This is a genomic window from Methylobacterium sp. FW306-05-D (genome assembly GCF_058782155.1).
Genome location: NZ_JBYSXL010000099.1, coordinates 1 through 12,710 on the forward strand (window position 1 = coordinate 1; position 12,710 = coordinate 12,710).

Genomic DNA, 12,710 nt, shown 5'->3' on the forward strand with positions numbered 1-12,710 from the left:
TTGTTCGAGTAGGCGACCTGCGACGGGCCACCGGCGCCGGCGATCAGGTTCGGGCCACCGCGAACGAGGTTCGGGAACACGTTGTTGTAGACGTTGGTGTCGCGGTTGGAGGCGTCGAAGCCGTAACCGGCGTTGAAACCGGCGTAGAACCCGGTCCAGGTGAACACCGGCACCGGCACGAACACCGGGGGAGCCGCGCGGCGCGGAAGGTCGGCGGCCGAAGCGACGGCAGTCAGGCCGGCGAGCACGGTGGAGGCGAGAAGCAGTCTTTTCATTGGTTTACCTGGTCCTGGTTGGCGAGAGCCGGCGCGCTTGTAGTCCCTGGCCGACGCGAGGTCTGTCGCTTTCCTGCAACAAGGCCACCTAATAGGCGCTCAGATGTCAAAGAAGGGTAAAGGTTAGCGGCGGGTCATCATGACCTTTGCGCATCGGTGCCATCACGCACATTCATCGGAAACAGATGAGCGGTGCATTGGGAGCTGATTGTTGAAATCAAGGCCCTTCGCAACACTTTCTTGAGATCCGATCTTTCGGCAGAATGATGCTCCTGTCGGCGCTGCACCGGATTTTTCTTGCATCCTGCGGATCGCTGCTTGCCGGATGTCGGCAACGCGACGCGGTCGGCGAGGGGGCGTCGCGCCGCGCGGGTCAGGCGGCCCGTGCGGAATGCGGCGCGACTGCTGAGGCGGGCGCGGCCGGCGGCGGTTGGGCCGCAGGGCTGCTTCGGATCGGCGAAGGCGAGCGTCCGGGATAGGCGATCACGGTGACCGGGAGGTTGAGACCGTCTCATGGATGGCCCGGACGAGCTCCGCTGGGGCGAGGGAGCGGCCTCGGCCAGCGACGCCGGCGGGCTCGGCACCCGGGGGCTCCACGAGGATCGGCGGCCCCTGCCCCATCGCCCGGGGCGACGGGGCGTCGCTCCCGGCCGTCGGCGCCGGCACCGGGAGGCCCGTCACGAGGGACCGGGCGCGCCCCGGGGCGAGCCCGCGCCCTCGCTCGGCATCGCAGGGCGCGGGCGTCAGGCGCCGGCCAGCAGGGTGGCGAGCGCCGGCGACAGGCCGATGCTGGCGAGCGAGGGGGCCGTACCCGCCGCGCGCCCTCCCCCGGCGGCGGCCAGCACCGCGCGGGTCCCGGCCTCCACTGAGCAGAGCACCGGTGCCGGGACGGCGGGCTGGATGCGGGCCGCGAGCCCGGCGAGGGCCGCGCCGCCGAGGATCACCGCCTCGGCGCCGTCCTCCCGGACGCAGGCGGTGCAGGCCGCCGCCAGGAGGCCGAGGGCCGCCTCCGGATCGGCGGCGATCTCGGCGCCGGTGGGCGCCACGGTGCGCACGCCGGTCAGGCGCTCGCCGAGGCCGAGGCCGGCGACGAATTCCGTGAGCATCGGCCCCCACAGGACGCCGCCCGTGACGATGGCGAAGCGCCGGCCGTCCGCGCCGGCGGCCCGGCAGGCGGCCTCCGCCATCCCGACCACCGGCACGGGGGAGACCTCCCGCAGGGCGGCGAGGCCGGGATCGCCGAAGCAGGCGAGATAGACCGCGTCGCAGCCGGCCCCGTGTTCGGCGAAGGCGTCGAGGGCCGCGTGCCCGGCGATCGCCGCCGCGGCGCGGCTGGAGATGTAGCGCGCTCCGAACCGGCCGGTGGCGGGCACCAGGACGACCCCCTCCCCGGCGATCGCCCGGACATGGCCGGCCACGAGGTCGGTGACGGAGGCGGTGGTGTTGGGATTGATGAGCAGGATGCGCACGGGCGGTCCTCGGTCCGGGTCGGGATCGCGCGGCCGAGGCAAGGGGCCGGCCAGCGTGGTCCGGTCGTCGGGCGCATCGCTCGTGAGGCGCACCGGCTTGCGGATAAGCCGTCCTGTGCGGGTTCCTCTCGATTGACAAGGCCGTGCAAGGCCCTAAGTGTCCCCCGCAACGCGTGTGCGCGGCGGGTCGTGTGTCGAAGCCGCCCCTGATGCCAGCCGTCGCCGTGTCGATGTCCTCCGCGCCGGTTGGTCCATTCCCGCGCGCAACGGTTCTCATAGAATATGTCTTTTGCCGACCTCGGATTGAGCGACAAGGTCCTCCAGGCCGTCACGGCGGCCGGTTATTCCGAGCCCACGCCGATCCAGGCCCAGGCCATCCCCCACGTGCTCGCGCGCCGCGACGTTCTCGGCATCGCCCAGACCGGCACCGGCAAGACGGCGGCCTTCACGCTGCCGATGCTGACGCTCCTGGAGAACGGCCGGGCCCGGGCCCGCATGCCGCGCACGCTGATCCTGGAGCCGACCCGCGAACTCGCCGCCCAGGTGGTGGAGAATTTCGACCGCTACGGCATCAACCACAAGCTCAACGTCGCCCTGATCATCGGCGGCGTCTCCTTCGCCGAGCAGGACGCCAAGCTGATGCGCGGCACCGACGTGCTGATCGCGACGCCGGGCCGCCTCCTCGACCATTTCGAGCGCGGCAAGCTGCTGCTCACCGGCGTCGAGCTCCTCGTCATCGACGAGGCGGACCGGATGCTCGACATGGGGTTCATCCCCGACATCGAGCGCATCGTGAAGATGGTGCCCTTCACGCGCCAGACGCTGTTCTTCTCCGCCACCATGCCGCCGGAGATCGAGCGGCTGGCCGACATGTTCCTCCACACGCCGCAGCGGATCGAGGTGGCCCGGCCCGCCTCCACCGCCGCGACCATCGTGCAGAAGCTCGTGGCGACGAGCTCGGAGGGGCACGAGAAGCGCGACCTGCTGCGGCGCCTCATCCGCGGCGAGGCCGAACTCAACAACGGCATCATCTTCTGCAACCGCAAGCGCGACGTGGCGCTGCTGCAGAAATCCCTGGCGAGCCACGGCTTCAACGTGGCGGCGCTCCACGGCGACATGGACCAGCGCGCCCGCACCATCGCCCTCGACGGGTTCCGCTCGGGCGAGGTGCCGCTCCTGGTGGCCAGCGACGTGGCGGCGCGCGGGCTCGACATCCCGGCCGTGAGCCACGTCTTCAACTTCGACGTGCCGCACCACCCGGAAGACTACGTGCACCGCATCGGCCGGACCGGCCGCGCCGGCCGCGCCGGCCATGCCTTCACGCTGGTGAGCCGGGCCGACGAGCGCTCGCTCCACGCCATCGAGGCGCTGATTGGCCAGCCGATTCCCTGGGCCGAGGGCGACCTCGCCTCGGTGCCCGAATCCGCCCCCTCCGCCGAGGGCGGCGAGGCGACGCGCACCCGCTACCGCGGCAAGTCCGGCCGGCAGGTCCGGGGGGGAGAGGGGCGCAAGCCCGAGGGCCGGAGGTCCGAGGGACGCGCCGCATCGGCCGGACGGGCGGAGCCGAGGGCCGAGGGCGCCCGGTCCGACGCCGCGAGGCCGGAGGCCGGCGACCGGCCCGAGATGGCGGCGGAGGAGCGCGCGCCGAAGCGGGAGGGGCGGCGGGACGCCCGCGGCGGACGCACCTCGCGCCGCGGCCCGTCCGAGCGTCCGGCCCCGGAGGCGGAGGCCGCACAGGATCTCGCCCCCGCCCCCGCGGCGCAGGCCCAGCCGCGTTCGCCCCGGCCCGAGCGAAATTCGGAGCGGTCCCGCGAGGAGCGTCGTCCGCCCCGTCGCCGCGGCGAGGAGGACGAGGGCGAGACGCCGGTCGGCCTCGGCTCGCACGTACCGGCCTTCCTGTTGCGTCCGGCCGTGGTCAAATCGTCCAAGTAGACCAGTACTGCCGGTCAAACGGTACGCTAGGTTGTTCGTCCGCGCCGACCTTAACCGCATCTCCACGAACGTGACCGCATGATGGTCGTCATGGGGACGCTCCGGGATCGCGCCGGGTGGACGGGACGGTTGGACGAACGATGGCTGGCAGTCATGGCGACAGCGACCGGAGCTTTGCGCTCGCCGAGCGTGCCAACGCGCTGATTCGCGATTATGGCCCGTCGGCCGAGCCGCGCGCCTATGCCGTCTGGTACGCCTACGTCTCGGGCACCCAGCCGCACCTGAACGACGCCGTGAAGCGCCTCACGGCGGCCGCGGGGCGGTTGACCGAGGCGGATGTCGACGGCCTCTACGGAACCTACCTCGATCCCGCGCGCCTCTCGTCCGTCACCGAGCGGGCGAGCAGCAGCGTGCTCTCGGAGATCGCCGGGGTGATGGAGGTGCTGGACCTCTCCCTGGGCTCCACCGCCCAGTACGACGCCTCGCTGCGCGACCTGGCGAAGGACCTCGACGGCACCCTTCCCACCGCGGCGTGCGTGCACAAGATCGTCGCCGCCCTGGTGGCGACCACCCGCGAGGTCACCGCCAACAACCGCACCCTCGAGGCGCGCATGCGCGAGAGCCGGCGCGAGATCGAGACCCTGCGGGAGACCCTGGAGGCGACGCGCCTGGAGAGCCTCACCGACCCGCTCACCGGATTGTCGAACCGCAAGCAGTTCGAGGACAGCCTGTTCCAGCTGGTTCAGGGCGCCTCCGCCTCCGCCCCGGCCTGCCTGATCGTCATCGACGTCGATTCGTTCAAGCGCTTCAACGACGTCTACGGTCACATCACCGGCGACCAGGTGCTGCGCCTCGTGGCCATGGTCATGCGCGAGCACGTCAAGGCCCGCGCCGTCCTCGCCCGCTTCGGGGGCGAGGAATTCGCCATGCTGCTCCCCGGCACGGACCGGGCGGCGGCCTTCGCCATCGCCGAGACGGTGCGGACCAGCGTGATGGCGCGCGAACTGGTGAAGCGCTCCACCGGCGAGTCGCTCGGAAAGATCACGATCTCCCTCGGCCTGGCGGTGCACCGCCCGGGCGACACGGCGGTCTCGCTGCTCGAGCGCGCCGACCAGTGCATGTTCAGGGCCAAGCGCGACGGGCGCAACCGCACGGTCGACGACGCCGACAGGGACCTGTCGAGCGTCGCCTGACCTGGGCTCCGTGGTCCCGACCCCGCGCCTCAGGCGCCGGCGTGGACTGCCTCGGGGTTCACCGGGGTGATCGCCACGGACTCGCCGCAGCCGCAGGCCGAGGTCTGGTTCGGGTTGTTGAACACGAACTGGGACGAGAGCTTGTTGGTCTGAAAATCCATCTGCGTTCCGAGCAGGAACAGCAGCGCCTTCGGATCGACGAAGACGGTGACGCCGCGATCCTCGACCTTGTCCTCGCCGGGCTTCTGCGCCTCGGCATATTCCATGGTGTAGGACATGCCGGCGCAGCCGCCGTTCTTCACGCCGACGCGCAGGCCGGCGATGGGGCGGTCCGCATCGGCGATGATCGCCTTGATCCGGTCGGCGGCCGCGTCGGTCAGCGACAGGACCTTGAACTTCGATGCCATGATGTCTCTCCGACGGCCGGGTTCAAGGCCCGGGCGGGTGAGGGTGATAGAACCCAGTTAAGATAAGGATTGCGGAGCCTGCGGTCCATGGCCGGCCGCGCGGGAAGCGACGCCCTGTGGTAAGGTAGCGCGAGGGAAGGCAAGGAAGGATCGTCATGGCAGACGCGGCACGCCTCACCATGACGCCCGAGGATTTCTTCGTCTGGCAGCGCGATCAGGACGAGCTCTACGAACTCGTCGACGGCCACCCGGTGCCGCGGCACCGGATGATGACCGGGGCCAGCATGCAGCATGACCGGGCGACGGTGAACCTCATCACCAGCCTCGGGACGCAACTGCGCGGGACATCCTGCCGTCCGACCACCGCCGACATCGCGCTCCGGACCAGCATCCGGGGCTTGCGCCGGCCCGACGTGATGGTCGGGTGCGCGCCCCTGATCCAGGACACCTCCGAGGCGCGCGAGCCGAAGCTCGTGGTCGAGGTGGCATCGCCCTCCACCACCACGATCGACCAGACCCGCAAGGTCGAGGCGTACAAGCGCCACCCGACCCTGGCCTACATCCTCTTGGTCGAGACGCTGAAGCCGCAGGCCCTGCTCTACCGGCGCCTGGGAGACGGATGGGACATCGAGACCTTCGAGGGGCTCGATGCCGTCATCGCCCTGCCCGCCATCGGCGCGACGGTCGCGATGGCGGACATCTATGACGGGCTGAGCTTCCCGCCGCGCCGGGATCTCGCGGCCGAGGCCTGAGCCTGCGCTACCACATGTCCAGGGCGACGCGGGCCTCGTCGGACATCCGGCTCTGGTCCCACGGCGGGTCGAACACCATGGTGACGGCGCAGGACTGCACGCCCGGCACGGCGGCGACCGCCGTCTCGACCCAGCCCGGCATCTCGCCGGCCACGGGGCAGCCCGGGGCGGTCAGGGTCATGTCGATGGCGACCTTGCGGTCGTCGGCGATGTCGACCTTGTAGATCAGCCCGAGCTCGTAGATGTCGGCCGGGATCTCGGGATCGTAGACGCTCTTGAGGGCGACGACGATGTCGTCGGTCAGGCGGTCGAGCTCCTCGGGCGGGATCGCCGAGTCGCTCGCGATGGTGGGGGTGTTGGCCCCGCCGGTGATGGCCGAATCGGTCATGGCTCTGTCTCTCGTCTCGGGTCGCCTGCGCCGCGCGGCGCCGCCGACTGAAAAATCGTCAGGCGAACATCATCTCGGCCTTGGCCAGGGCCTCGGCGAGGGCGTCCACTTCCTGCGTGGTATTATACAGGCCGAAGGAGGCGCGACAGGTGGAGGTCGCGCCGAAGCGGGTGAGGAGGGGCATGGCGCAGTGCGTGCCCGCCCGGATCGCGACGCCGTAGCGGTCGATCACGGTGGCGATGTCGTGGGCATGCGCCCCCTTCATCTCGAAGGCGATGACGCCGCCCTTGCCCTGGGCGGTGCCGATCATCCGCAGGGAGTTCATGGCGCCGAGGCGCTCCTGGGCGTAGGCGAGCAGGGAGGCCTCGTGGGCGGCGATCTTCTCGCGGCCGAGCGTCATCATGAACTCGAGCGCGGCGCCGAGACCCACCGCCTCGACGATCGCAGGCGTGCCCGCCTCGAAGCGGTGCGGCGGGTCGTTGTAGGTGACAGTGTCCTGGCTGACGGTGCGGATCATCTCGCCGCCGCCCTGGTAGGGGGGCAGGCGCTCCAGCCATTCCTTCTTGCCGTAGAGGACGCCGATGCCGGTGGGGCCGTAGACCTTGTGGCCCGTGAAGACGAAGAAGTCGCAATCGAGCGCCTTCACGTCGATGGGCTGGTGGACGGCGCTCTGAGCCCCGTCGAGGAGAACCGGCACCCCATGGGCGTGGGCGATGCGGACGATCTCCCGGGCGGGCGTCACCGTGCCGAGCACGTTCGACATGTGGGTGATCGCCACCATCTTGGTGCGGGGCGTGAACAGCTTTTCGTATTCCTCGACGAGGAAGTTGCCCTGGTCGTCGACCGGCGCCCACTTGATCACGGCCCCGCGTCGCTCGCGCAGGAAATGCCAGGGCACGATGTTGGAATGGTGCTCCATGATCGAGAGGATGATCTCGTCCCCCTCCCCGATCAGGCCGGCCCAACCCATGGACGAGGCCACGAGGTTGTAAGCCTCGGTCGCGTTGCGGGTGAAGATGATCTCGTCGGTGGAGTCGGCGTTGAGGAATTGCCGCGTGGTCTCGCGGGCGCCCTCGAACCCCTCGGTGGCGGCGTTCGCCATGAAGTGCAGGCCGCGATGGACGTTGGCGTAGCCCGTCTCCATGCAGGCCACCATCGCGTCGATGACCGCGCGCGGCTTCTGGGACGAGGCCGCGTTGTCGAGATAGACCAGCGGCCGGCCATAGACCTTCTCGGCGAGAATCGGGAACTGAGCCCGGATCGCCGCGACGTCGTAGGGGGTGTTCGGGACGGGTGCGTTCATGGGTGGACCTGTGTGGTGTCGGACGCGCGCGGCCCTCCCCCGTCGCGGGGGAGGGCCGTCGGCGGGGTGCGATCAGCCGCGCGCCGCGAGCCACGCCTCGATGGTGCCGACCAGCGCCTCGCGAGCGCCGTCGTGGCCGACCGACTCGATGGCCGCGCCGAGGAAGGCCTGGACCAGCAGGCTCTCGGCCTGGGCCTTCGGCAGCCCGCGCTGCATCAGGTAGAACAGCAGGTCCTCGTCCAGCGCCCCGCAGGTGGCGCCGTGGCCGCAGGCGACGTCGTCGGCGAAGATCTCCAGCTCGGGCTTGTTCATCATCTGGCCTTCGTCGGACAGGATGAGGCAGGCCGACATCATCTTGCCGTCGGTCTGCTGGGCCGCCTGCTGGACGATGATCTTGCCCTGGAACACGCCCGTTGCCTCGCCGTCCACCACGGTCTTGAACAGCTCACGGCTCACCCCGCCGGTGGCGGCGTGGTCGGCCAGGAAGGTGGTGTCGGCGAGCTGGCGGCCGTTGAGCATGGCCGCCCCGTTCACCACCGCGCGGCCGTCGGCCCCGGCGAAGTTCAGGTAGACCTGGTGGCGGGAGAGCGTGGCCCCGACGACCACGTTGACGGTCTCGACCGCCGAGGCGGCGCCGAGCTTCACCGAGAGCGTCGAGAGGGCCACGGCCTCGCGGCCCTCCGCGTTGAGGCGGGCATGCCGGAAGGTGGCGGTGTCGGCCACCGTCACGTCGAGGGCGTCGTTGGGCTGGTAGGCGACGCCGTCCGGCCCCTCGTGGCTCTCCAGCACCATGACCTCGGCCCCCTCCCCCAGCACCACGAGGGCGCGGGTGGCGGTGGAGAAGGCCTGGGCGCCGGAGGCGACGAAGCGCAGGTGCAGCGGCGTCTCGACCTTGGCGCCGGGCTCGACGGCGATCAGCGCGCCATCCGCCAGGAAGGCGGTGTTGAGCTGGTAGATCGGGTTCTCGGAGGCCTGGCGCACCGGCGTCAGCCGGTCGAGGAGCGCGTGGCCCTCGGTGAGCGCCCGTGTCAGCGGCGTGACCGTGACGCCGGCCGGGATGCGCCCGAGATCGGATTCGGCCTCGATCAGGTGGCCGTTGACGAAGGTGAGGCGCACGGCCTCGATCCCGGCAAAGCCCTTGGCCCCGTCCGACGCCGCCTTGGCGGTCTCGGCGGAGGGCATCTCGGCGGGATGGGCGGCATCGCGAAACGCCGAGCGCAGGTCGGTATACTTGAAGGCCTCGACCCGGCGGGTCGGCAGGCCGACCGCCTCGAAGTAGCGGAACGCTTCCTCGCGGGCGATCGAGACGCCCGTGGGGTACTTCATCTTGGTGGCTTCGAAGAGCTTGGAGAGCCCGGTCTCGGCCGCGGTGCGGAGGGGAGTGATGTCGGCCATGGTCAGGCGGCCTCGCCCGTGCGGTACTCGGCGTAGCCGGAGGCCTCGAGGGCCTTGGCCAGGTCCTTGTCGCCCGATTTCACGATCTGGCCCTGCGACATGACGTGGACCACGTCCGGCACGATGTAGTCGAGCAGGCGCTGGTAGTGGGTGATGACCAGGAAGGAGCGGCCTTGCGCGCGCAGCGCGTTCACGCCCTCGGAGACGATGCGCAGGGCATCGATGTCGAGGCCGGAATCGGTCTCGTCGAGGACGCAGAACTTCGGCTCCAGGAGCGCCATCTGCAGGATCTCCATGCGCTTCTTCTCGCCGCCGGAGAACCCGACATTGAGGGCGCGCTTGAGCATGTCCTTGTTGATCTCGAGCTTCTCGGCCGCCCCGTTCACCCGGCGGATGAAGTCGGGGGTCGAGAGCTCGCCTTCGCCCCGCGCGCGGCGCTGGGCGTTCAGGGTCGCCTTGAGGAAGGTCATGGTCCCGACGCCCGGGATCTCCAGCGGGTACTGGAAGGCCAGGAACACGCCCGAGGCGGCACGCTCGTCGGGCGACATGTCGAGGATGTTCTCGCCGTCGAGCAGGATCTCGCCGTCGAGGACTTCGTAATCTTCCTTGCCGGCGATGACGTAGGACAGGGTCGACTTGCCCGAGCCGTTCGGGCCCATGATGGCGGCGACCTCGCCGTCGTTCACGGTGAGGTTGAGGCCGTTGAGGATCTGCTTGTCCTCGATGGCGACCACGAGGTTCTTGATTTCGATCATGAAAGGTTAGTCCTAGCTCTAATGTCTGACCCAGACCTCTGGAACGGTCCAAGGTGTCAGAGAAATTTCGGACGCGCGGCGATCACAGCGACGGCAGCGCCGATGATGGCCCCGAGCCTCACGGTCATGCGGAGTTCGAGTTCGCGTAAGGACGCGTCGATCTCCTTCTTGAGTTCGCCGAGATCGGCCTTCGTCGCGGAATCGGCGAGGATCATGTCCCGGGCCAGCTCGGCATGGGCAATGGCCTGTTCGCGTCCGACGCCCACCTGTTCGAGGCGTTGGGTGAACTTGAGAGTGTCGAACGCAAAGGCCATGGCGTTTTCTCAGCCCACCGAGCCTTCAAGGCTGATCGAGATCAGCTTCTGGGCCTCGACGGCGAACTCCATCGGCAGCTGCTGCAGCACGTCGCGGACGAAGCCGTTGACGATGAGCGCGGTCGCCTCCTCGTTGGAGAGGCCGCGCTGCTGGCAGTAGAACATCTGGTCTTCCGAGATCTTCGAGGTGGTGGCCTCGTGCTCGAACTGCGCGGAGCTGTTCTTCGACTCGATGTACGGCACGGTGTGCGCGCCGCACTGGTCGCCGATCAGGAGCGAGTCGCAGTTGGTGAAGTTGCGCGCGCCCGTGGCCTTGCGGTGTGCCGAGACGAGGCCCCGATAGGTGTTCTGCGAGCGCCCGGCCGAGATGCCCTTCGAGATGATCCGGCTGGTGGTGTTCTTGCCGAGATGGATCATCTTGGTGCCGGAATCGACCTGCTGCATGCCGTTCGACACCGCGATCGAGTAGAACTCGCCGCGGGAATTGTCGCCGCGCAGGATGCAGGACGGGTATTTCCAGGTGATCGCCGAGCCGGTCTCGACCTGCGTCCACGAGATCTTCGAGTTGGCGCCGCGGCAATCGCCGCGCTTGGTCACGAAGTTGTAGATGCCGCCCTTGCCCTCGTTGTCGCCCGGGTACCAGTTCTGGACGGTGGAGTACTTGATCTCGGCGTCATCGAGGGCGACGAGTTCGACCACGGCGGCGTGGAGCTGGTTGTCGTCGCGCTTCGGGGCGGTGCAGCCCTCGAGATACGAGACGTAGGAGCCCTTGTCGGCGATGATCAGCGTGCGCTCGAACTGGCCGGTGTCGCGCTCGTTGATGCGGAAATAGGTCGACAGCTCCATCGGGCAGCGCACGCCCGGCGGGATGTAGACGAACGAGCCGTCGGAGAAGACCGCCGAGTTCAGGGTCGCGAAGAAGTTGTCGGTCACCGGCACGACCGAGCCGAGGTACTTGCGCACCAGGTCGGGGTACTCGCGGATGGCCTCCGAGATCGGCATGAAGATCACGCCGGCCTTCGACAGCTCGGCCTTGAAGGTGGTGGCCACCGAGACGGAGTCGAACACCGCGTCGACCGCGACCCGGCGCTCGGGGGCGATGCCCTCCAGCACCTCGACCTCGCGCAGCGGAATGCCCAGCTTCTCGTAGGTCTTGAGGATCTCGGGGTCGATCTCGTCCAGCGACATCGCCGCCGGGCGCTTCGGGGCCGCGTAATAGTAGATGTCCTTGTAGTCGACCTTGTCGTAGGAGACCCGCGCCCAGTCGGGCTCCTGCATGGTCTGCCAGCGCTTGTAGGCGTCCAGGCGCCAGGCCAGCATCCACTCCGGCTCGTCCTTCTTGGCCGAGATGAAGCGGATCACGTCCTCGGAGATGCCCTTGGCGGACTTCTCCATCTCGATCGTGGTCTCGAACCCGTACTTGTACTGGTCGAGGTCGATCGAGCGGACCCGGTCGATGGTTTCCTGCACTGCAGGCATTACACGTCTCCTGACATGCCCGGCGTCAAGGGCCGGGTGTGGGTCGGATGGCTTGGGAAGGCGGCACTCACGCCGCGTGCCCCTGCCGTCGATATAGGGTCTCCACCAGGCGTTCGCAGGCGGCGCGACACCGCGCTGCGTCGCTTTCGGTGCTGTTCCACCCGAGGCTCACGCGCAGGGCCCCTGCGGCCAGCGCAGGGGTGACGCCCATGGCCGCGAGGACCGGCGAGCGGGCGATCCTGCCGGAGGCGCAGGCCGAGCCGGAGGAGATCGCCACGCCCGAGAGGTCCAGCGTTATCAGCGCCGTCGGGGCGTCGAGCCCCGGAACGGCGAAGTTCAGGGTGTTGGGCAGGCGCGGCGCGCCGGCACCGAACACCACGAGGTCGGGTGCGCAGGCGCGCAGGCCGTCCTCGATGCCGTCGCGCAGATCCGCGAGGTGCTCCGCCCGCGCGGGATCGGCGAGGTCCGCGGCCACCCCCAGCCCGACGATGCCGGGCAGGTTCTCCGTGCCGCCGCGCAGGCGCGCCTCCTGGCCGCCGCCGCGCAGGAAGCTTTGCGCCAGCGTGACGCCCTCGGCGAGCACCAGCGCGCCGACCCCCTTGGGCGCGCCGAACTTGTGGCCCGAGAGGCTGAGGGCGTCGAGGCCGAGGGACGCCATGTCCAGGGGGATCTTGCCGACCGCCTGGACCGCATCCGAATGCACCAGCGCGCGGCCATGCGCACGGGCCAGGGCGACGATCGCCGCGAGCGGCTGGATCACGCCGGTCTCGTTGTTGGCGGCATGGACCGAGATCAGCACGCTCGCCCCGGCATGGCGGGCGAGCAGGGCTTCCAGGGCGCCGAGATCGATCACGCCGGCCGTGTTGACCGGCACCCGATCGACCGCCTCCGCCGGGAAGCGGTGCCCGGCCGAGACGCAGGGATGCTCGCTGGCACCGATGAGCAGGCGCGTCGGCGCGGGATGTCCCGCCCGCGCCAGGGCCCCGGACAGGACCGCGTTGGCGGCCTCGGTGCCGCCGCTGGTGAAGATCACCCGGCCCGTCCCCGC

Annotated in this window: 12 protein-coding genes and 1 pseudogene; 3 read left to right on the forward strand and 10 right to left on the reverse strand. The window is 69.7% G+C overall.

The window, feature by feature from the left end; genetic code table 11:
* Both AC3WLN_RS21690 and AC3WLN_RS21695 read right to left on the reverse strand, forming a co-directional pair.
* Positions 1 to 275, reverse strand: a pseudogene (locus AC3WLN_RS21690) (porin family protein); the annotation flags it as partial.
* 743 nt (positions 276 to 1,018) lie between these two features.
* Positions 1,019 to 1,744, reverse strand: coding sequence for an aspartate/glutamate racemase family protein (locus AC3WLN_RS21695; protein WP_492484744.1), 726 nt, complete (start codon positions 1,742 to 1,744; stop codon positions 1,019 to 1,021).
* A gap of 282 nt (positions 1,745 to 2,026) precedes the next feature.
* On the opposite strand from AC3WLN_RS21695, the gene AC3WLN_RS21700 reads away from it, so the two are divergent.
* Both AC3WLN_RS21700 and AC3WLN_RS21705 read left to right on the forward strand, forming a co-directional pair.
* Positions 2,027 to 3,676: a DEAD/DEAH box helicase gene (locus AC3WLN_RS21700; protein ID WP_492484746.1), complete on the forward strand. Its 1,650-nt coding sequence runs from the start codon at positions 2,027 to 2,029 to the stop codon at positions 3,674 to 3,676.
* Between the two features lie 140 nt (positions 3,677 to 3,816).
* The gene (locus AC3WLN_RS21705; protein ID WP_492484749.1) at positions 3,817 to 4,869 is read left to right on the forward strand and encodes a GGDEF domain-containing protein; all 1,053 of its coding nucleotides are present in this window, start codon (positions 3,817 to 3,819) and stop codon (positions 4,867 to 4,869) included.
* 29 nt (positions 4,870 to 4,898) lie between these two features.
* Here the strand turns inward: AC3WLN_RS21705 and AC3WLN_RS21710 are convergent, their stop codons facing one another.
* Positions 4,899 to 5,276 (reverse strand): HesB/IscA family protein, encoded by a 378-nt coding sequence (locus AC3WLN_RS21710; RefSeq protein ID WP_492484751.1) that lies wholly within the window; start codon positions 5,274 to 5,276, stop codon positions 4,899 to 4,901.
* A 155-nt stretch (positions 5,277 to 5,431) separates the two neighbouring features.
* On the opposite strand from AC3WLN_RS21710, the gene AC3WLN_RS21715 reads away from it, so the two are divergent.
* Positions 5,432 to 6,028 carry a Uma2 family endonuclease gene (locus tag AC3WLN_RS21715; protein WP_492484753.1) on the forward strand — a complete coding sequence of 199 codons (597 nt, stop codon included), beginning with the start codon at positions 5,432 to 5,434 and terminating at the stop codon, positions 6,026 to 6,028.
* A 7-nt stretch (positions 6,029 to 6,035) separates the two neighbouring features.
* Here the strand turns inward: AC3WLN_RS21715 and AC3WLN_RS21720 are convergent, their stop codons facing one another.
* From AC3WLN_RS21720 to AC3WLN_RS21750, 7 genes are all read right to left on the reverse strand, one after another.
* A complete protein-coding gene (locus AC3WLN_RS21720) occupies positions 6,036 to 6,416 on the reverse strand; it encodes an SUF system Fe-S cluster assembly protein (protein ID WP_463777291.1) in 381 nt (126 codons plus the stop codon).
* Positions 6,417 to 6,474: 58 nt separating this feature from the next.
* Positions 6,475 to 7,719 carry a cysteine desulfurase gene (locus AC3WLN_RS21725; protein WP_492484755.1) on the reverse strand — a complete coding sequence of 415 codons (1,245 nt, stop codon included), beginning with the start codon at positions 7,717 to 7,719 and terminating at the stop codon, positions 6,475 to 6,477.
* A 72-nt stretch (positions 7,720 to 7,791) separates the two neighbouring features.
* Positions 7,792 to 9,114: a Fe-S cluster assembly protein SufD gene (sufD, locus tag AC3WLN_RS21730; protein WP_492484757.1), complete on the reverse strand. Its 1,323-nt coding sequence runs from the start codon at positions 9,112 to 9,114 to the stop codon at positions 7,792 to 7,794.
* 2 nt (positions 9,115 to 9,116) lie between these two features.
* Complete coding sequence (gene sufC / locus AC3WLN_RS21735) at positions 9,117 to 9,869, reverse strand: Fe-S cluster assembly ATPase SufC (RefSeq protein ID WP_492484758.1); 753 nt, start codon at positions 9,867 to 9,869, stop codon at positions 9,117 to 9,119.
* 56 nt (positions 9,870 to 9,925) lie between these two features.
* Complete coding sequence (locus tag AC3WLN_RS21740; RefSeq protein ID WP_492484760.1) at positions 9,926 to 10,183, reverse strand: DUF1640 domain-containing protein; 258 nt, start codon at positions 10,181 to 10,183, stop codon at positions 9,926 to 9,928.
* A gap of 9 nt (positions 10,184 to 10,192) precedes the next feature.
* Complete coding sequence (gene sufB, locus AC3WLN_RS21745) at positions 10,193 to 11,662, reverse strand: Fe-S cluster assembly protein SufB (protein ID WP_056423928.1); 1,470 nt, start codon at positions 11,660 to 11,662, stop codon at positions 10,193 to 10,195.
* A 67-nt stretch (positions 11,663 to 11,729) separates the two neighbouring features.
* Positions 11,730 to 12,710: cysteine desulfurase family protein (locus AC3WLN_RS21750; protein ID WP_492484763.1), on the reverse strand; the 981-nt coding region annotated here is incomplete at its 5' end.